The 19,643-nt window shown below is 72.1% G+C and carries 11 protein-coding genes; 4 read left to right on the forward strand and 7 right to left on the reverse strand.

The window, feature by feature from the left end; all coding sequences use genetic code 11:
- The first annotated feature begins 66 nt into the window (after positions 1-66).
- Positions 67-5,028 carry an NAD-glutamate dehydrogenase gene (locus tag ACIRQ7_RS27265; RefSeq protein ID WP_404265319.1) on the forward strand — a complete coding sequence of 1,654 codons (4,962 nt, stop codon included), beginning with the start codon at positions 67-69 and terminating at the stop codon, positions 5,026-5,028.
- A gap of 78 nt (positions 5,029-5,106) precedes the next feature.
- On the opposite strand, the gene ACIRQ7_RS27270 is transcribed toward ACIRQ7_RS27265, so the two are convergent.
- Positions 5,107-5,913, reverse strand: a complete 807-nt coding sequence (locus tag ACIRQ7_RS27270) for an ABC transporter ATP-binding protein (protein ID WP_404261926.1) — start codon at positions 5,911-5,913, stop codon at positions 5,107-5,109.
- Positions 5,906-6,835 (reverse strand): ABC transporter permease, encoded by a 930-nt coding sequence (locus ACIRQ7_RS27275; protein ID WP_404265320.1) that lies wholly within the window; start codon positions 6,833-6,835, stop codon positions 5,906-5,908. Before ACIRQ7_RS27275 ends, ACIRQ7_RS27270 begins: the two co-directional genes overlap by 8 nt.
- Before the next feature lie 152 nt (positions 6,836-6,987).
- On the opposite strand from ACIRQ7_RS27275, the gene ACIRQ7_RS27280 reads away from it, so the two are divergent.
- Positions 6,988-7,611, forward strand: coding sequence for a TetR/AcrR family transcriptional regulator (locus ACIRQ7_RS27280; RefSeq protein ID WP_404265321.1), 624 nt, complete (start codon positions 6,988-6,990; stop codon positions 7,609-7,611).
- 487 nt (positions 7,612-8,098) lie between these two features.
- On the forward strand, positions 8,099-10,303 hold the full coding sequence (locus tag ACIRQ7_RS27285; protein WP_404265322.1) for a PIG-L family deacetylase: 2,205 nt from the start codon (positions 8,099-8,101) through the stop codon (positions 10,301-10,303).
- Here ACIRQ7_RS27285 and ACIRQ7_RS27290 read toward each other — a convergent pair.
- Genes ACIRQ7_RS27290 through ACIRQ7_RS27300 form a run of 3 tightly spaced genes read right to left on the reverse strand, consistent with a single transcriptional unit; the run spans position 10,258 to position 14,351 of the window.
- Positions 10,258-10,710: a GtrA family protein gene (locus tag ACIRQ7_RS27290; protein ID WP_404265323.1), complete on the reverse strand. Its 453-nt coding sequence runs from the start codon at positions 10,708-10,710 to the stop codon at positions 10,258-10,260. The two genes, ACIRQ7_RS27285 and ACIRQ7_RS27290, sit on opposite strands and share 46 nt — an antisense overlap.
- Positions 10,710-11,711: a glycosyltransferase family 2 protein gene (locus ACIRQ7_RS27295; RefSeq protein ID WP_404265324.1), complete on the reverse strand. Its 1,002-nt coding sequence runs from the start codon at positions 11,709-11,711 to the stop codon at positions 10,710-10,712. Before ACIRQ7_RS27295 ends, ACIRQ7_RS27290 begins: the two co-directional genes overlap by 1 nt.
- Before the next feature lie 60 nt (positions 11,712-11,771).
- Positions 11,772-14,351: a YfhO family protein gene (locus ACIRQ7_RS27300; RefSeq protein WP_404265325.1), complete on the reverse strand. Its 2,580-nt coding sequence runs from the start codon at positions 14,349-14,351 to the stop codon at positions 11,772-11,774.
- 345 nt (positions 14,352-14,696) lie between these two features.
- Between ACIRQ7_RS27300 and ACIRQ7_RS27305 the strand changes: the two genes are divergently transcribed.
- Complete coding sequence (locus ACIRQ7_RS27305) at positions 14,697-16,652, forward strand: glycosyltransferase family 2 protein (protein ID WP_404265326.1); 1,956 nt, start codon at positions 14,697-14,699, stop codon at positions 16,650-16,652.
- Positions 16,653-16,681: 29 nt separating this feature from the next.
- Here ACIRQ7_RS27305 and galE read toward each other — a convergent pair whose 3' ends face one another.
- Both galE and ACIRQ7_RS27315 read right to left on the reverse strand, forming a co-directional pair.
- A complete protein-coding gene (galE, locus tag ACIRQ7_RS27310) occupies positions 16,682-17,653 on the reverse strand; it encodes a UDP-glucose 4-epimerase GalE (RefSeq protein WP_404265327.1) in 972 nt (323 codons plus the stop codon).
- 68 nt (positions 17,654-17,721) lie between these two features.
- Entirely contained in the window at positions 17,722-19,374 is a 1,653-nt protein-coding gene (locus tag ACIRQ7_RS27315) for a glycosyltransferase family 2 protein (protein ID WP_404265328.1), read from the reverse strand.
- Between the last annotated feature and the right edge of the window lie 269 nt (positions 19,375-19,643).

A 19,643-nucleotide genomic window follows, 5' to 3' on the forward strand; every position in this document is an offset into this window, starting at 1 on the left:
GTTGTGCAGCTTCCACGGAGTTCTTCCACGACGTCACGCAACGGCGCGCGACAGGAGCCAGAGGACATGCAGACCAAGCTGGACGAAGCCAAGACCGAGCTGCTCGCAAGGGCGGCGCGGGTCGTTGAAAGCAGCCCGGCCGGGGGCAAAACCCCGGTACGAGGTCTCGACCAGGAGACCCTCACGGGATACCTCCAGCGCTACTACCTGCACACCGCACCCGAGGACCTCGCGGACCGGGACCCGGTCGATGTCTTCGGCGCCGCGCTCTCCCACTACCGCCTGGCGGAAATGCGCCCCCAGGGCACCGCGAACGTCCGGGTGCACACCCCGACCGTCGAGGAGAACGGCTGGACCTGCAGCCACTCCGTCGTCGAGGTCGTCACGGACGACATGCCGTTCCTGGTCGACTCGGTCACCAACGAGCTGTCCCGCCAGGGGCGCGGCATCCATGTCGTGATCCACCCGCAGGTGATCGTGCGCCGTGACGTCGCGGGCAAGCTGATCGAGGTCTTCGACTCCAACTGCGACGCGCACGGCAACACCGGCAAGGGCAGGACCGCCGAGCTGCCGCACGACGCGGTCACCGAGTCCTGGATCCATGTCGAGATGGACCGCGAGACCGACCGCGAGGACCTCAAGCAGATCACCGCCGATCTGCTGCGGGTGCTCTCGGACGTCCGCGAGGCCGTCGAGGACTGGGAGAAGATGCGGGCGACCTCGCTGCAGATCGCCGAGGCCCTGCCCGCCGAGCCGACCGCCGACGACCTGCGCGACCAGGAGATCGACGAGGCCCGGGAGCTGCTGCGCTGGCTGTCCGACGACCACTTCACCTTCCTCGGCTACCGCGAGTACGCGCTGGACTCCGCGCCCGGTGAGGGCGGTGTCGAAGAGGACGCGCTGACCGCGGTGCCGGGCACCGGCCTGGGCATTCTGCGCGCCGACCCCTCGCACCGCGAGACCGGCGACGGCCACCCGGTGTCGCCGTCCTTCAACCGGCTCCCGGCCGACGCCCGCGCCAAGGCCCGTGAGCACAAGCTGCTCATCCTGACCAAGGCCAACAGCCGCGCCACCGTCCACCGCCCCTCCTACCTCGACTACGTCGGGGTCAAGAAGTTCGACGCCGACGGCAATGTCATCGGTGAGCGCCGCTTCCTGGGGCTGTTCTCCTCCGCCGCGTACACCGAGTCGGTGCGGCGCGTCCCGGTCATCCGCCGCAAGGTCGCCGAGGTCCTCGAAGGCGCCGGGTTCACCCCGAACAGCCACGACGGCCGCGACCTGATGCAGATCCTGGAGACGTACCCGCGCGACGAGCTCTTCCAGACGCCGGTCGACGAGCTGCGGGCCATCGCCACCAGCGTGCTCTACCTCCAGGAGCGCCGCCGGCTGCGCCTGTACCTCCGCCAGGACGAGTACGGCCGCTACTACTCCGCGCTGGTCTACCTCCCGCGTGACCGCTACACCACCGGCGTCCGGCTGCGCCTGATCGACATCCTCAAGGAGGAACTCGGCGGCACCAGCGTCGACTTCACCGCCTGGAACACCGAGTCGATCCTCTCCCGGCTGCACTTCGTCGTCCGTGTCGAGCCCGGAGCGTCCCTCCCGGAGCTGACCGACGCCGATGTGGACCGCCTGGAGGGCCGCCTGGTGGAGGCCGCCCGCTCCTGGGCCGACGGCTTCGCCGAGGCGCTGAACGCCGAGCTCGGCGAGGAGCGCGCCGCCGAGCTGCTGCGCCGTTACGGCCACGCCTTCCCCGAGGGCTACAAGGCCGACAACAGCCCGCGCAGCGCGGTCGCCGACATCCAGCATCTGGAGAAGCTCACCGGCGAGCCGGACAAGGACTTCTCCGTCAGCCTCTACGAGCCGGTGGGCGCCGGCCCCGGCGAGCGCCGGTTCAAGATCTACCGCCGGGGCGAGCCGGTCTCGCTGTCCCGGGTGCTGCCCGGTCTGAACAAGCTGGGTGTCGAGGTCGTCGACGAGCGGCCGCACGAGCTGCGCTGCGCCGACGCCTCCATCGCCTGGATCTATGACTTCGGGCTGCGGATGCCGGAGCACGTCAAGGGTGACGACGCCCGCGAGCGCTTCCAGGAAGCGTTCGCCGCGGTGTGGACCGGCGCGGCCGAGAGCGACAACTTCAACACCCTGGTCCTGCGGGCCGGGCTCAACTGGCGCCAGGCGATGGTCCTGCGGGCGTACGCCAAGTACCTGCGGCAGGCCGGCGCGACCTTCAGCCAGACGTACATGGAGGACACCCTCTCCAACAACGTCCACACCACCCGGCTGCTGGTCTCGCTCTTCGAGGCGCGGATGTCCCCCGAGCGCCAGCGCGCCGGCACCGAGCTGACCGACGGGCTGCTGGAGGAGCTGGACGGCGCCCTCGACCAGGTCGCGTCCCTCGACGAGGACCGCATCCTGCGCTCGTTCCTCACCGTCATCAAGGCGACGCTGCGCACGAACCACTACCAGAAGGACAGCCAGGGGCGCCCGCACTCCTACCTGTCCATGAAGCTGGACCCGCAGGCCATCCCCGACCTGCCGGCGCCCCGCCCCGCCTACGAGATCTGGGTGTACTCCCCGAAGGTCGAGGGCGTCCACCTGCGGTTCGGCAAGGTCGCCCGCGGTGGTCTGCGCTGGTCGGACCGCCGGGAGGACTTCCGTACGGAGATCCTCGGCCTGGTCAAGGCGCAGATGGTCAAGAACACCGTCATCGTCCCGGTCGGCTCCAAGGGCGGCTTCGTCGGGAAGCAGCTGCCGGACCCGGCGCAGGGCCGGGACGCGTGGCTGGCCGAGGGCATCGCCAGCTACAAGACCTTCATCTCCGGTCTGCTGGACATCACCGACAACCTCGTCGCCGGCGAGGTCGTGCACCCGGAGAACGTCGTCCGCCACGACGAGGACGACACCTACCTGGTGGTCGCCGCCGACAAGGGCACCGCGACGTTCTCCGACATCGCCAACGAGGTCGCCGAGTCCTACGGCTACTGGCTCGGCGACGCCTTCGCCTCCGGCGGCAGCGCCGGCTACGACCACAAGGGCATGGGCATCACGGCGCGCGGCGCCTGGGAGTCCGTCAAGCGGCACTTCCGCGAGCTGGGCCACGACAGCCAGACCGAGGACTTCACCGCGGTCGGGGTCGGCGACATGTCCGGTGACGTCTTCGGCAACGGCATGCTGCTGAGCGAGCACATCCGCCTCGTCGCCGCCTTCGACCACCGGCACATCTTCATCGACCCGAACCCGGACGCGGCGACCTCGTACGCCGAGCGCCGCCGGCTCTACGAGCTGCCCCGTTCCTCCTGGGCCGACTACAACACCGAGCTGCTCTCGCAGGGCGGCGGCATCCACCCGCGCAGCGCGAAGTCCATCCCGATCAACGCGCAGGTGCGGGCCGCCCTCGGCATCGAGTCCGGCATCAAGAAGATGACGCCCGCCGACCTCATGCAGGCCATCCTCAAGGCGCCGGTCGACCTGCTGTGGAACGGCGGCATCGGCACCTACGTGAAGTCGACCGCGGAGTCCAACGCCGATGTGGGTGACAAGTCCAACGACGCGATCCGGGTCGACGGCGAGGACCTGCGGGTCAAGGTCGTCGGCGAGGGCGGCAACCTCGGTCTGACCCAGCTGGGCCGTATCGAGTTCGCCACCGCCGGCGGGAAGATCAACACCGACGCGATCGACAACAGCGCCGGTGTGGACACCTCCGACCACGAGGTGAACATCAAGATCCTGCTCAACTCCCTCGTCGCCGAAGGCGATATGACGGTCAAGCAGCGCAACAAGCTGCTGGCCCAGATGACCGATGAGGTCGGCGAGCTGGTGCTGCGCAACAACTACGCGCAGAACACCGCGCTGGCCCTGGCGCTCGCCCAGTCGTCCAGCATGCTCAACGCCCAGCAGCGCTTCATGCGCCGGCTGGCGCGGGACGGCGACCTGGACCGGGCGCTGGAGTTCCTGCCCACCGACCGCCAGATCCGGGAGCGGCTGAACTCCGGCCGCGGGCTCACCCAGCCCGAGACCGCCGTGCTGCTGGCGTACACCAAGATCACGGTTGCCGACGCGCTGATCCAGACCGGCCTGCCGGACGACCCGTATCTCCAGCGGCTGCTGCACGCCTACTTCCCGTCGGCGCTGCACGAGCGCTTCGCCGAGCAGATCGACGGGCACGCGCTGCGCCGCGAGATCGTCACGACGGTGCTGGTCAACGACACCGTCAACACCGGCGGTACGAGCTTCCTGCACCGGATGCGGGAGGAGACCGGCGCGTCCCTCGAAGAGGTCGTGCGGGCGCACACCGCGGCCCGTGCGATCTTCGGCCTCGGCCAGGTCTGGGACGAGGTCGAGGCGCTGGACAATGTCGTCGCGGCCGATGTCCAGACCCGGATCCGGCTGCACACCCGACGGCTGGTCGAGCGCGGCACCCGCTGGCTGCTCAACAACCGCCCGCAGCCGCTGGAGCTGTCGCAGACCATCGACTTCTTCACGGACCGGGTCGCCGGGGTCTGGGCGGAGCTGCCGAAGCTGCTGCAGGGCAGTGACCTGGAGTGGTACCAGACGATCCTGGACGAGCTGACCGAGGCGGGCGTGCCCGAGGCGCTGGCCGTCCGGGTGTCCGGCTTCTCGTCGGTCTTCCCGGCGCTGGACATCGTGGCCATCGCGGACCGCAACGGCAAGGAGCCGCTGGATGTCGCCGAGGTCTACTACGACCTGGGTGAGCGGCTGCGGATCAACCAACTCCTGGACCGCATCCTGGAGTTGCCGCGCAACGACCGCTGGCAGTCGATGGCCCGCGCCTCGATCCGCGAGGACCTCTTCGCGGCCCACGCGGCGCTGACCGCCGACGTGCTCTCGGTCGGCAACGGCACCTCGACGCCCGAGCAGCGCTTCAAGGCCTGGGAGGAGGCGAACGCGGCGATCCTCGGCCGCGCCCGCGCCACCCTGGAGGAGATCCACAGCTCGGACGACTTCGACCTGGCGAACCTCTCGGTCGCCATGCGGACGATGCGTACGCTGCTGCGGACCCACAGCTGAGCACGCCGCTCGATGAGCACGGCCGACGGCCCCGGAGCTGATGCTCCGGGGCCGTCCCCGTTTCCGCCTCGGGAGGGGCTACTTGCCGCTCTCCTTCTCGTAGGCCTTGATGACCTCGTCGGTCGGGCCGTCCATCAGCAGTTCGCCGCGCTCCAGCCACAGGACCCGGTCGCAGGTGTCGCGGATGGACTTGTTGTTGTGGCTGACGAGGAAGACCGTGCCGGCTTCCTTGCGCAGTTCGCGGATGCGGGCCTCGGAGCGCTTTTGGAAGCTGCGGTCGCCGGTGGCCAGTGCCTCGTCGATCATCAGCACGTCGTGGTCCTTGGCCGCGGCGATGGAGAACCGCAGGCGGGCCGCCATGCCGGAGGAGTAGGTCCGCATCGGCAGCGAGATGAAGTCGCCCTTCTCGTTGATGCCGGAGAAGTCGACGATGCCGTCGTAGCGCTCGTGCACCTGGTCGCGGGACATGCCCATCGCCAGGCCGCCGAGCACGACGTTCTTCTCGCCGGTCAGGTCGTTCATCAGGGCGGCGTTCACGCCCAGCAGCGAGGGCTGGCCGTGCGTGTAGACCTTGCCGCGCTCCGCGGGGAGCAGCCCGGCGACCGCCTTGAGCAGCGTCGACTTGCCCGAGCCGTTGGAGCCGATCAGGCCGATCGACTCGCCCTTGTAGGCGGTGAAGGAGACACCGCGGACCGCGTGCACCTCGCGGACACCGGCCGACGGCTTGCGCCGGATGATGCGGTTGAGTGCCGCCGTGGCGCCGCCCTTGCCCGCGCCGGTGCCGTACACCCGGTAGACGATGTGCAGGTCGTCCGCGATCACCGTGGGGACGCGGGCCTGCGCCGCTGCCGTCGGCTCGACGGCGTCCTTCTGCTGCTCAGCCACGTCCGTACCGCTCCTCAGCCTTCCAGAAGTACACAAAACCCACGACGCCCATCAGCAGCGCCCAGCCACCGGCCAGCGGCCAGATGTGCGGGGGCAGCTTGTCGTGGGTGAAGCTGTCGATCAGCGCGAAGCGCATCAGGTCGATGAAGACCGCCGCAGGGTTGGCGTTGAGGGCGACCTCCACCCACCCGGGGATGTCCTTGCCCTTGAGGATGACGTCCATGCTGAACATCACGCCGGACGCGTACATCCACGTCCGCATCAGGAACGGCATCAGCTGCGCCAGGTCCGGGGTCTTGCTGCCCAGCCGGGCCATGACCATCGCCAGGCCGGTGTTGAACACGAACTGCAGCGCCAGCGCGGGGATGGCCAGCAGCCACGACCAGGTGGGGATCTGCCCGTAGCCGAGCAGGATGAGCACCAGCACGCCCATGGAGAACAGCAGCTGCTGCAGCTGCATCAGGCAGAACGAGATCGGCAGGCAGGCGCGCGGGAAGTGCAGGGCCCGCACCAGCCCGAGGTTGCCCGAGATCGCCCTCGTGCCGGCCATCACCGAGCTCTGGGTGAAGGTGAAGATGAAGACGCCCGTCACCAGGAACGGGACGAAGTCGTCCACGCCCTTTCTCGTCCCGATCAGCACACCGAAGATGAGGTAGTAGACGAGGGCGTTCAGCAGCGGCGTCGCCACCTGCCATATCTGCCCCAGCTTGGCCTGGCTGTACTGCGCCGTCAGCTTGGCGCCGGCGAAGGCCGAGATGAAATGCCGCCGGTCCCACAGCTCCCGGACGTACTCGGGCAGCGACGCGCGGGCGCCGCTCACCGTCAGGCCGTGGAGCGCGGCCAGCGCGTGCGGCTCGGTGGGCGTACCCGGGGCGGGGCGCCGGTCAGGCGCCGGTGGCGGGGGAGCGAGGGTCTGAGGCATGAAGGCCGCTTTCGCTTGCGTACGGGGGCGGCGGAACGAGTCCGACGTCGTACGGATCCTTCGATGGAACGGTTCCGTATCGTCGCGACGCCGACTGTAGAGGTGTCCCACGTCGAAACGCAACCGTAGCGTCGTGACGCTATGCTCGGGCCATGGCACACGACGGCAGCGAGAGCGACCCCGCAGCGGCCCGCCGGGCACCGGCCGGCGCCGCCGTCCTACGGGAGGACAAGACCGCCGCGATCCGCGCCGCGGTCTTCGAGGAGCTGGCGGCGAACGGCTTCGCACGGATGTCGATCGAGGGCATCGCACGGCGCGCCGGCGTCGGCAAGACCGCCGTGTACCGGCGCTGGCGCTCCAAACTGCACCTCGTCCTGGACGTGGTCTCCGCGGTGGCCGCCGCCGGCCTGCCGAGCCCGGACGCCGGCTCGCTGCGCGGCGACGTACGGATGCTGCTGGAGGTCGCGGCCCGTGCGCTGCGGCATCCGATGGCGTCGCAGATCATCCCGGACCTGCTGGCGGAGGCGGCGCGCAGCCCCGAGCTGGCCGGGGCGCTGCGCACCGCCCTGCACGACAGCCAGGAGGGCATCGCGACGGAGATGGTCGCGCGGGCCGTCGCGCGCGGGGAGATCCCGGCAGGCGTCGACGGCCGGCTGGCGCTGGACCTGCTGACCGGGCCGCTGTACTGGCGGCTGGTGGTGGTCCGGGGCGAGCTGCCGGGCGGCTACCTCGACGACCTGGCGAAGGCGGTCGCCGGCGCGCTCGGTGGGCGCTGAGCGGGTCAGTGAACGAGCTGAACGGCTCATCGGGCGGCTCACCGAGCGGGGCGTGGGCGGGGCGCTGAGCGGCGGGGAGGGCTCGGCCCGGCAGGTGTCGAGGGCGCCGGGGGTGGGTCCCGACCCGGGCGTCCGGCCTGCGGCGCCGCGCTCCGGGACCGCTTCCGCGCGGGGGTGACGGTAGTGCCGCCGAGCGCGTGCGCGCCGCGCCTTCGGGCCGTGGCCGGAGGTAGTGGAGGTGCTGGACGCCGGGGCTGTTGTTCGCCGCCCGGTCGTCCACGGCCCCGGCAGCACATCATGAGTCGCCGTAAAGAGCGATTTGCCGGGCAGAACTGATCATCGGCGCAACCAAACGCGGGACGAACACCTCTTGTCAGGTGGCTCGATCCGGCCTGCGGCGCTCTGCCGCCCTCTGCCACGATTCGGCCGTTTTTGCTGAGACTTCGCATGGATGTGGCGCCGGCCGGCGCTGTGGAGGAGACCCCGAGTGCACGCGCGCCCCCCTCATATATCCCGGCGCCGGCTGCTCCAGGCGGCCGGCGGCGGTGCGCTCGCGGCGTCGGCCGGCGCCGGCATCTGGGCCTGGCGCTCCCCGGGGGAACAGCTCGCCCGTACCGTCGAACCCGCGCGCCGGGGACGGGCCGTGGCCGACGCGGCCGACCAGGCGTTCCTGCACGTCATCGCGCACGCCGACGATGCGCTGTACTTCATGAACCCGGACCTGGAGCAGTCCATCCGCAGTGGGGCGCGCTCGGTCACCGTCTGCCTCACGGGCGGCGAGTCCGACGGCCACAACGTCGGCCGGAGCACCTACGCACCGCGGAGCGTGCCGCGGAACCGGGCCGCATTCACCCGGGCCCGCGCCAACGGACTGCGGGCCGCACATGCCGTGATGGCCACCGGCGACCCCGCGAGCCCGTGGGACGTCGAGGCGATATCCCTGATACCCGGCTTCCAGGTGGAGATCCAGACGCTGCGGGACGCCCCGCAGATTCAGCTGATCTTCCTCGAACTCGTCGAGGCCAGAACGGTCCTGGCGCCCCGCGCGAACAGCCTGCGCGGGCTCTGGCTCGGGGTCGCCGGCACCCTGCCCACGCTGCGGCCCGAAAACTCCCCGGTGCGCGGGCAGTTCCGCTACACCCGCGACCAGGTGACCGCGACCCTGGCGGCGGTACTGGACCGCGTCCGGCCCACGGTCGTCCGCACCCTGGACCCCAACGCGGTGCATTCGCCCAAGCCGCAGTTCCCCGCCGCCGACCCCCGGCTGGCCGGTCTGCGCTACTTCGACCACCAGGACCACACCGCCTCCGCCTACTTCGCGCAGGCGGCGCTGGCCGACTACTGGGGGCGGTCCACCGAGCGCCCCGCCATCGTCGAGAACTACCTCGGCTACGAGGTCGGCGGGCTGCCCAACAACCTCGACCTCGCGACCGCCCGCCGCAAGGGCGAGCTGCTGTCCGTCTACGGCTGGGCCGACAACCGCGACTGCGGCGACACGGCCGGCTGCGGCGACCGCAAGGTGGGCGGCACGGCCTTCGCCGGCGGAACCCGGAACTGGACCCGCTCCACCCGGCTGCGCGCCCCCGGCTCCAACGCCTGGATCCGCCCCGCCAAGGACGGCCGGCTCGCCGCCTTCGCCGTCCTCGACGGCGTGGCGCACTGCTGGGCCGAAACCGCCCCGGGCAGCGGCACTTTCCATCCGCCCGCCCCCGTGGGTGGCAAGCTGCTCCAGGGGCAGATCCAGGTGGTGCGGCACCCCGACGGCACCCTCCAGCTGTTCGCGAGCCGCACCGTGCTGCCGGGCCGCAACGCCGCGCACCGCCGCGAGGTGATGACCGCCGTGCAGACCGGCAGCTCACCGGACGGGGTGCCCGCCTTCGCGCGCTGGGAATCCCTGGGATCCCCCGACGGCGAGCCGGTCAAGTCGCTGGAGACCGGATTCCCGGCGGCCGTCGCCGCTCCGGACGGCACCGTGCACGTCTTCGTACGGACCTGGGACGGCGGCATCGCCCACCGCAGCGGACCGCGCGGCCGGCAGTGGTCGCTGTGGCAGCGGCCTGCGGCCCCGGCAGGGCTCCCGCAGGCGGCGACGCGGATCACCGACGGGCTGGATGCCGGGGTGGACTCCGACGGGCGGATCCATGTCGTCGCGCCCGGCGGCGGCACGGTGCGGCACTGGATGTCGCAGGAGCCGGGCGGCGCACCGCAGCCGGCCGCGGCCACCGGGCTGCCGGAGGCCTCCGGGCCGGTCAGCCTCGTCCCGTTGGAGGGCGGCACGGTGCGTATCGCCTACCGGGCGGCGCCCGGCGCGCAGATACTGCTCGCCGAACGGCGGGCCGGGGGCTGGCGGGTGGCGGCGCGTTGTGCGGATGTCGGCGGCTACGGGCGGGTGGCCGCGGCGCCCGCCGGCCCCGGAGGCCGGATGGTGATCGCGGCGCGGGACGCCGCGGGCGCGGTGCGGATCGCGACGGCCGGGGACGGTGTGCAGCCCTGGCAGAGCGGGAAGGTGGCGCACTCGGCGGCGCCCGGTGTGGTCCGTGGCGCCGGGGGCCGCGCCGTCGTCGTGGCGCTCGGCAACGACGGCCTGCTGTACGCGACCCGGCAGAAGACGGCCGGGGCCGGCGCGCCCTTCGACGGCTGGCGGGCTCAGACCGGCTCGCCGGACCGGGTGGTGGGCGACGGATCGGTCTGATCCGGGCCCTGGTCCTTCCGGCGGCGGGGCAGCAGCACCCACCGGGAGACCAGGAAGGTGAACGGGATGGCGAGCAGCGCCGCCAGCAGGGGCGCCACCGTGCTGCTCATCCCCAGCCAGCTCACCAGCACCACCAGACCCACGCTCTGTGTCACGTAGTTGGTGACCTGGGTGAGCGGGAAGAGCAGGAACTTCTTCCACGTCGGCCGGGTGCGGTAGGTGAAGTAGGTGTTCAGGAAGAACGAGCAGACCATGCTCAGCACGAAGCCGACGGTGTAGGCGGCGAAGTACGGCAGCGAGCGGTGCAGCGGCAGGTAACTGGCGTAGAACGTCAGGGTGTTGACCCCGCCGACGAGGGCGAAGCGGGCTATCTGCGCTCGCTGGCCCCGCGCCGGCAGCAGCCGCATCAGCCGGCCTGCGGGGCGCCGGGGGTGACGCGTGCCGTGGTGGAGCGGGCGGCCGCGCTCGCGGGCCGGCGGCCGGGGGCGGTGCCGTTGGACTCCTTGACGAGGAAGTGCGGCCGCCGCTTGGACTCGTAGTAGATCCGCCCGATGTACTCGCCGATCAGCCCGAGCATCACCATCTGCAGACCGCCCAGGCCCACGATGATGGCCACCAGCGTGACGTAACCGGGTGCGGTGATCCCGCCGACGGCGGCGGCGCCGATGATCCACAGGGTGTAGAGGGAGGCGCAGAAGGCCAGGCCGAGGCCGGTGTAGATGGCCGCCCGCAGGGGACGGCAGTTGAAGGAGAGCATGCCGTCGATGCCGTAGTTGATCAGCGAGCCGAAACGCCATTTGGTCTCGCCGGCCTCCCGGGCGGCGTTGCGGTAGTCGAAGGTGACGGTGTCGAAACCGATCCAGGAGAACAGCCCCTTGGAGAAGCGGTTGTACTCCGGCAGCGAGATCAGCGCGTCCACCGCCGTACGCGACAGCAGCCGGAAGTCGCCCACGCCGTCGGCGAGTTCGACATCCACCCAGCTGTTGACGGCGCGGTAGTACATCCGGCTGAGCGCGGTCCGCAGCCGCCGGTCGCCCTCCCGGCTGCGCTTGGCGACGACCTGGTCGTGGCCGAGCTGGTAGAGGTCGAGCATCTTCTCGATCAGCTCGGGCGGATGCTGGAGGTCGGCGTCCATGATGATCACCGCGTCGCCGGTGGCCTCCTTGAGCCCGGCCAGCATCGCGGGCTCCTTGCCGAAATTGCGGCTGAAGGAGAGATAGCGGGTGGTGGTGCGGTGCTGCTGCGCGATGCTGCGCAGCCGGAGCAGGGTGCCGTCCGCGCTGCCGTCGTCCACGTAACACAGCTCGTACTCGACAGCGAGTTCGCCGAGCACCGTGCGGATCCGCTCGTCGAAACGGCTTATGACGGCTTCTTCGTTGTAGCAGGGGACGACGATGGAGAGCTTCATGGGCGGGCCTTTTCGCCGGGGGCAGGGGACGGTTCGAGCGCCCTCCCCTGAGGTGTAAGTCTACAAATATGTTGGGATGTCAGGCTTGGGTAGTTCGGCGGGACTCGGCGGTTCGGGCGCCGCGGCACCCGTTCGGCGGTCCCGGCGCCGCCGGTTGGCGGTGACCCCCGCCACCGCCGCCAGCGCCAGCAGGGCGCCGCCGCTCGCCGCCAGCCCCGGTTTCAGGCCCGGCGGGGTGTACGCACAGGACAGCCGCGAGGCCCCGGACCCGAGCGGCACGGCCAGCAGGCCGCCGAAGGAGCCGGGGGCGCGGGAGGGCCCGCCGTCCACCGCACAACTCCAGCCGCGCACCAACGGGACCGCGAGCACCGCACTGCCGGAGCTGCCCGCGGGGAGTGCGGCGGTGAGCCCGTGCCCGCTGGTGGCCAGCCGCAGCGGGCCCCTGGCGCGCAGCGCGGCCACCGCGGCGTCCAGCTTGCGGGGGGAGAGGCAGCCGATGGCGTGCTCGGGGACGCGCTGCGCGCCGTGTCCGGTGAAGCGCACCACGAGCCTGCCGTCCGCGGGGACGGTGCCCAGCGCGCGCGCCGGGTTGGCGGTGATGTCGCGGCGGCCGACGCCCGTGGCGGTGCCGCCCGCTGCGGCGGCCTCGCCGTCGAACCAGGGCGCGTGGAGCACGGCCGTACTGCCGGGGGTGCACCGGGCCGTGAAGGTGGCTGCGCCCGCAGCGGGCAGCAGCCGGCCGCCGGGGACGCGGGCGGGCGCGGGCCCGGCGGCCGGGACCAGCTCCGGGACCTCGTAGACCTTCGCGCCCAGGACCCGCTCCTGGCGGGCGAAGACGGTGTCGTCGCTGCCGCCGGTCGGCAGTTCCTGGCGCACCGTCAGCAGCGGGGCGGCGTCCCGGTGGCGCACGGTGTAGCTGCCGCGGCCGTTCGGGCCCATCGCCAGGGAGCTGCTGACGCCCATCAGCGCGCGGCCGACCGGGTCCTCGAAGCTGAGCGTGTGGCGGCCCTTGATGTACCAGCCGCCGCCCAGGCCGTGCAGGGTGCGGGCGGTGGCGGCGGGCACATAGCTGCTGTAGTAGGAGCCGCCCTCGCCGCCGATCAGCAGCGGATCGTTGTTGGCGAACTCGTGCGGGCCCGGGTCGGTGCGCGAACGGGGCCAGTCGGCGCGGGCGGTGAGCCCGTCCCGGGCGGCCAGCGCCTGCTCGCTCAGGGTCGTCTTCGGCCGGAACCACGCGACCTTGTCCCGCAGGGCCGTCACGGAGAACGCCGAATAGGCCGAGCCCAGCAGGACGGTGCAGGTGAGCGTGATGGCGGCGACGGCCCGCAGGGCGCCGCCCGCCCGTGGGCGTGGCGCGTCGGGCCGGGCCCGCAGCGCCGAAAGGATCATCAGGGCCGCCAGTGCCACCGCACCGCCGCCGGCCACCAGGATCCAGGTGGAGGTGCCGACCGAATGCCGGTCCCGGCAGAGCAGCGCGAGCAGGGCGACCAGCCCGGCCCCCGCGGCCAGTTCACGCACCCGCGGGTGGTGCGCCAGCGCGAGCCAGGCGATCATCACGAAGATCCCGCTGAGGACGAAGGCGGCGCGGTACGGGCTGCCGTTGGGCAGCGCGAAGCCGTGCCACAGCAGGATCGTCGGCTGCCATACGAACGACACGGCGATCCCCGCCGCCAGGGCGTACCAGCCGACGCGCACCTTGAGCGGTACGGCCCGCACGAACGGGAAGGCCGCCACCAGCAGCAGCCCGAGCACCCCGATGAAGATGTTGGGCACCGGGGCGTCGCCCCGGCCGCCCGGCAGCAGCTGGGCCAACTGGTCGAGCAGCGGGGGCCGGCCGGGGAAGACGGCCTCGGGGGCCGGCTGGGAGTCCTTGCTGGCCTGGAGGGTGACGGTCATCGCCGGCGCCGCCAGGGCGATGCCGACCAGCGCCATCGAGGCGGCGCGGGCCAGGGACCGCAGCCGGTCGCGGGCCGGTGTCTTGTCGGCGAGCAGCAGCCGCAGCGCCAGCACCAGCGCCATCGCGAGGGTGGCCATCGCCGCCGTGTAGAAGTTGCCCGCCCAGGAGAGCGCGAGGAGCAGGGTGCCGGCCACCCAGCGGCGCCGGTGCAGGCACCAGTCGGCGGCGATGCCGATCAGGGGGAGCGAGACCAGGCCCCACATCCACATCGGGTCGGCGTGACCGTCGTTCAGTACCCAGGAGCACATCCCGTAGCCGACCGAGAGCAGCGCCCGCAGCCCGCCGGAGCCTGCGCGCAGCCGGCCGAGGAACACGGTCATCAGGGTGGTGGCGAGGCCGACGCTGAGCAGGGTGACGAGGAAGACCGGGAAGTCGACGAGGTCGCGGGGGAAGAGTCCGACGAGCCAGGAGAACGGGTTCATCAGGTAGGTGAGGAAGTCGGCGAGGAACGGGACGCCGTAGCCGCTGTTCCAGTTGAAGAACAGGTCGCCGCTGGATTCGCCGTGCAGCAGGTCCCACAGCCGCGCGTGGAACGGGATGAACTGGTTGCCGAGGTCGTTGACGGCGCGGGAGCGCGGCCCGAAGGGGTAGCTGCCCAGGATCGCCATGGCCAGGCAGTACGCCCCCATGGACAGCAGCGCGGCGAGGCCGGGTGCGGCCAGGCGTCTGATGGTCGGTCTCACTGGTGCCGCGTTCTCCCTGCTCATCCGGACTATGAACGAGTAGATGGCGCTTTTGCGTGACACGTTCCCCATGAGCCGTATGTCGTGATTCAGCTCTCGCCGATGCCGCTCACGGTGGCGCCGCGCGAGTGCGGGTGGGCGGGCGGAGCGGCACTGCGCGAAGGGGCCGGGCAACCTCACCGGCCCGGAGCGCCTCTTACGGGGTGGCGATACGGAATGACCGATACCGCTCCGGGACGGCAAGATCGACAAGCGGTCACTCTACGGTATATGCCGCAATAATCCGTTTTACTCAGCGGCGGCGCGGGGTATTTCCCAGGTCCGCAGGCAGAATCGGAGGCCAAGGTGCCCGTTCCGGACGAGTCACCGGCCGCCGCCGGTCAGCACGCTGCCCCGCCGACCGTCTCCGTGATCGTGCCGGTGCACAACACCCGGCCCTACCTCGACCGCAGCCTCGGCTCGGTCTTCCGCCAGACCCTCGACCAGCGGCGGATCGAAGTGATCGCGGTCGACGACGGCTCCGGCGACGGCAGCGGCCACCGGCTCGACGAACTGGCCCGCGATCACCCCCACCTGAAGGTGATTCATCAGCCCGCGTCGGGCGGACCCGGAAAACCCCGCAACATCGGGCTGGCACACGCCGGCGGCGACTACGTCTTCTTCCTCGACTCCGACGACCGGCTCGGCACCGAAGCGCTCGCCCGCCTCATCCAGATGGCCGAGACCCACCGCTCCGACATCGTCTACGGGCGGATCGTCGGCGCCGACGGCCGCGACGCCCCCGTCGACCTGCGCACCACCAGCGGCAGCGTCTCCGTCTACGACTCCCCGGTCTACTGGACGCTGGCCGCCTACAAACTCTTCCGCCGCTCCTTCATCGAGCAGCACCACCTGCGCTTCGCCGAGGGCCGGCTGCTGGCCGAGGACCTGCCGTTCGGGATCACCGCGCTGCTGCGCGCCCGCACCGTCTCCGTCCTCGCCGACTACGACTGCTACTACCTGCACGGCCGCGACGACGACAGCAACGCCAGCCGCCAGGAACTCGACTGGCCCGAACACCTCGGCTACCTCGCCGGAGTGCTCGCCGACGTCGCCGCCCAGGTCCCGCCCGGCCCCGACCGCGACAAACTGATGGTCCGGCACTTCCACGGCGAGGTGCTCGCCGCCTTCGCCGCCCCCTACCTGGCGTGCGACACCGACGGGCGCCGCAAGATGGCCGACGCCGCCCGCCCCCTCGTCGAGCGCTACCTCACCGACCGGGTGCTGGCCGCCCTGCCGCCCCGGCTGCGGCTGCGCGCCCACTGCCTGCGCGCCGGGCTCGACACCGAACTCACCGGCATCATCCGCGCCGACACGGACCTGCCGGGCGACGCCGGGGCCGGACCGCCGCACATCGACGCGGACGGGCGCGCCTACGCCGCCTACCCCTACTTCCGTGACCCCGACCGCGGCATCCCGGACGCCTGCTACGACCTCACCGACCGCCTCGTCCTGCGCCAGCAGCTCACCGGCCTGCACTGGGTCGGCGGGGTCCTGCATCTGCGCGGCACCGCCGCACTCCCCGGCCTCGACACCGGCGCCGTCGAACTCGTCCTGCTGCGCAGCGGCACCGAACACCGCCTGCGCGCCCAGCACGTCGACGGAGCATGGCGCGCCGCCCTCGACCCGGCGACCGCGGCCGGCGGCGGCCCGCTCGACGACGGACTGTGGGGCCTGAAGGTCGCGGTCACCGCTCACGGCGCGGGCGGCGCCGGCACCCCCGCCGTACACCGGGCGGCCTGGCTGTGCCCGGAGGACCGGGACCCCGCCGGCCTCCGGCCGCGGCTCGTCGGACGCGGCGCCGCGGGACCGGCCGTCGCCGCGCTCTTCCCCTCCGACCCGCACGGCCATCTGCACCTCGACCTGGACGGCGCCGGCGCCCGCCACCCGCTCGGCGCCGACCTGCGGGGCGAGGCCCACTGCACCCGCACGGGCCGGGCCACCCTCGCCGCCGGCGTCACCCTCCCCGGGTGCCCCGCCGACGCCGGACTCCAGCTGGTCCTGCACAACGCCGCGCTCACGGTGGCGCTGCGTACGACTGTCGAGCGTGCCGCGGGCGACCGGTTCACCGTGCGGTCGCTGCTCCGCAGCGGTCCGCCCGGGACCTGGCGGGTCGGGCTGCGACTGACCGCGGGAGGCTTCCACCGGGAACTCCCGGTGCACACCGCGGGCGGGCGCCCGGCCGGCCGCACCCCGCTGATCCTCACGATCCCGGACGCCGGGCCCGGGGCGGCGGGGCTGCGGCGCCTGCTGGGCGGCTGACGGCCGCCCGGCGCCGGGCCGTGTCCGCCCTAGGGTCGGTGGTGCTGCCAGCCCGCCCAGGCCGAGGTGATCATGTCGCGGACGTCGTGGTGCGCCTTCCAGCCCAGTTCGGCGGTGATCCGGTCGGCGGTGGCCACCACCCGGGCCGGATCGCCGGGGCGTCGCGGGGTGACCTCGGCGGTCACGCCCTCGTGGCCGGTGATCTCGGCGATCAGATCGACCATCTCGCGCACCGAAACGCCTTCGCCGCGCCCGATGTTGAGCGTCAGATCGCGCACCGGGCCCGGCTCGGCGAGCTTGCGGGCCGCCGCCACATGGGCGTCGGCGAGGTCGGCGACATGGATGTAGTCGCGGATGCAGGTGCCGTCCGGGGTGTCGTAGTCATCGCCGAAGATGCGCGGGGCGGCGCCGGTGGTGAGCTTCTCGAAGACCATCGGGACGATGTTGTAGACGCCGGTGTCGGCCAGCTCGGGGGTGGCGGCCCCGGCGACGTTGAAGTAGCGCAGGCAGGCGGTGCTGATGCCGTGCGCCTTCCCGGCCGCGCGGGCCATCCACTCGCCGACGAGCTTGGTCTCGCCGTACGGGTTGATCGGCGAGCAGGGGGTGTCCTCGGTGACCAGGTCGACGTCCGGCATGCCGTAGACGGCGGCCGAGGAGGAGAACACCAAGCGGCCCACGCCGCCCGCGGCCAGTGCCTCCAGCAGCGTCTGCAGACCGTGGACGTTCTCGCGGTAGTAGTGCAGCGGCATCTCGACGGACTCGCCGACCTGCTTCTTGGCGGCCAGGTGCACGACGTCGGTGACGCCGTACTCGGCGAGCGTGCGGTCCAGCAGCGCGCGGTCGAGCGTGGAGCCGACGACCAGCGGGACGCCCTCGGGGATCCGGGCGGTCACGCCCGTCGTCAGGTCGTCCAGCACGACGACCGTCTCGCCCGCCTGTCGCAGGGCGCGTACGACATGGGCGCCGATGTAGCCGGCACCACCCGTGATCAAGTAAGACATGGCGTCAATCCTAGGCTCGGGGGACGGGAAACGGGGACGTAGGGACGGGGCAGCGCGGCGCGCGACGGTCAGCGGCGCAGCCGGCGGGCCGCGATGCGCCAGACGCTGCGCAGGCCTGATGCCACGCGCAGGGCGAGCGCACCGCCGGTCGTCGCGTAGGGCTGGGCCAGCAGGACGGCGTGCCGGCGGCTGGGCAGGACGCGGCGGCGCAGTCCCGGGCCGACGGCGCGCAGCGAGGCGCGGAAGCTCGAACCGTCCGCGCAGCTCACCTCGGCCATCAGGTCCCACGGCTCGGGGTCGGCCGAGCGGCTCTCGCCGCGGTCGGTCAGCGCCGCGAGGTCCAGCACCACCTCGGCGGTCCAGCAGGCGCCGGAGCCGGGGCCGGCCGGGATCGCGGTGAGCGCGGCGGTGTGCACCGGGCCGCGCCGGTCGTCGGTGCGGCGCCGCAGCTCGATGTCGATGCCGGTCGGTTCGGCGGCGGCCAGCCGCCCGTACATCTCGTGGACGCGCACCCGCAGCACGCTGCGGGTGCCGATGACCGGCTCCGCGTCGATGGCCACCGGAAGCCGGTGCATCGGCTTGGTGCCGAGTGCGTCGAGTTCGACGCCGGGCAGATCGGCGGACCACACCGGGTGGCCGTCCGCCTCCGCGTACGGGGGCAGCAGCCGGCCGGGGCGGGCCGCGAGCTGGGTGAGGCGGTCCAGGTCGCGCGGGTCGGGCGAGGCGAGCACGACCCGGGCCAGCCAGCGGGCCGGGGCGCGGGCTGCGTGCAGATCGGCCTCGTCGAAGCCGGTCAGGTAGTCGCGGGTCAGGTGCCACCACTCGGTGCGGTAGTCCGCGCCGCGGGTGTGCAGCTCGCGGACGTACATCCGCAGGTCGTGGTCGAGGAATTTGGTGTCGGCGGCGTGTGCCAGTGCCTTGAGGCCGGCGTCCTTGAAGATCCGCACGCTGGTGCGGTGCGCGTCGATCCGCGCCTGCCAGTTCGCGACGTCCTTGCGGTCCAGCGAGATGGACTGGCGGGCGGCGGAGCGGCGGACGTGCCAGACGTAGACGCTGTCGGGGATCGTCGCCACCCGCGGGGCGGCGGCCAGCACCTTCGCGGTGAACACGAAGTCCTCGTAGGTGTAGCGGCCTTCGGGGAAGACGATGCCGTGCTCGGCGAGGAACGCCCGGTCGTAGAGCTTGTTGACGCACAGCGTGTCCCGGACCAGCTGGGGGCTGGTCTCGGGGGAGCCGTGCACGGCCGCCTCGCGGTAGAGGGCGGGCTGCCAGGGGACGTCACGGCGGGCGGGCAGTTCGCGGCGTACGCAGGCGCCCGCGGTGACCGGGGTGCCGTGCCGCAGCGCGGCGGTCAGCAGCGCCTCGGCCGAGCCCGGGGGCAGTACGTCGTCGCTGTCCAGGAACATCACGAAGCGGCCGCCGGCGGCGCGCAGGCCGTCGTTGCGCGGGGTGCCGCAGCCGCCGCTGTTCTCGGCGCGGTGGATGACCCGCAGCCGGGGTTCGGCGCGGGCGAGGGCGTCCAGGGCGGCGCCGGTGCCGTCGGTGGAGGCGTCGTTGACCGCGATCACCTCGGTGACCGTCTGTCCGGGGGCTCCCTGCGCCAGAGCGGAGCGCACGGCATCGGAGACATGGGCGGCATCGTTGAAGGCGATGACGACGATGCTGACCTGCGCGGTGGGCGTGATGGTGGGCCCAGGCCGTGGCTCAAGGGCTTCTTTCACAGTCACTAAATCTACATTTCGTGTCGACAGCAACTCTGGGCTTCGAACGGGATCCGGTCTCCATATCCGATGATTCAGAGGGCGAATCCCGTCGCTGGGTTGCACCCGACGGCACGGTTTTCTCCCGTGATCGCCGTCTTGTGACGGCTTCGAACGCCGGCCTTGGGGTGCGCATGGCCCCGTGAGGACGCCCGCACATGCTGTAACGACGCGAACGCCGCACGATGCCGATATGCGCGCCGCCGGCTTGCCGCGCGGGGCCCGCCACC

It is taken from the genome of Streptomyces sp. NPDC101393 (genome assembly GCF_044767385.1).
Lineage (GTDB): Bacteria > Actinomycetota > Actinomycetes > Streptomycetales > Streptomycetaceae > Streptomyces.

Coding starts and splice junctions, on each gene's coding strand:
- ACIRQ7_RS27265 (WP_404265319.1), top strand. CDS start 67: ATGCAGACCAAGCTGGACGAAGCCAAGACCGAGCTGCTCGCAAGGGCG.
- ACIRQ7_RS27275 (WP_404265320.1), bottom strand. CDS start 6,835: ATGCCTCAGACCCTCGCTCCCCCGCCACCGGCGCCTGACCGGCGCCCC.
- ACIRQ7_RS27280 (WP_404265321.1), top strand. CDS start 6,988: ATGGCACACGACGGCAGCGAGAGCGACCCCGCAGCGGCCCGCCGGGCA.
- ACIRQ7_RS27290 (WP_404265323.1), bottom strand. CDS start 10,710: ATGCGGCTGCTGCCGGCGCGGGGCCAGCGAGCGCAGATAGCCCGCTTC.
- ACIRQ7_RS27295 (WP_404265324.1), bottom strand. CDS start 11,711: ATGAAGCTCTCCATCGTCGTCCCCTGCTACAACGAAGAAGCCGTCATA.
- galE (WP_404265327.1), bottom strand. CDS start 17,653: ATGTCTTACTTGATCACGGGTGGTGCCGGCTACATCGGCGCCCATGTC.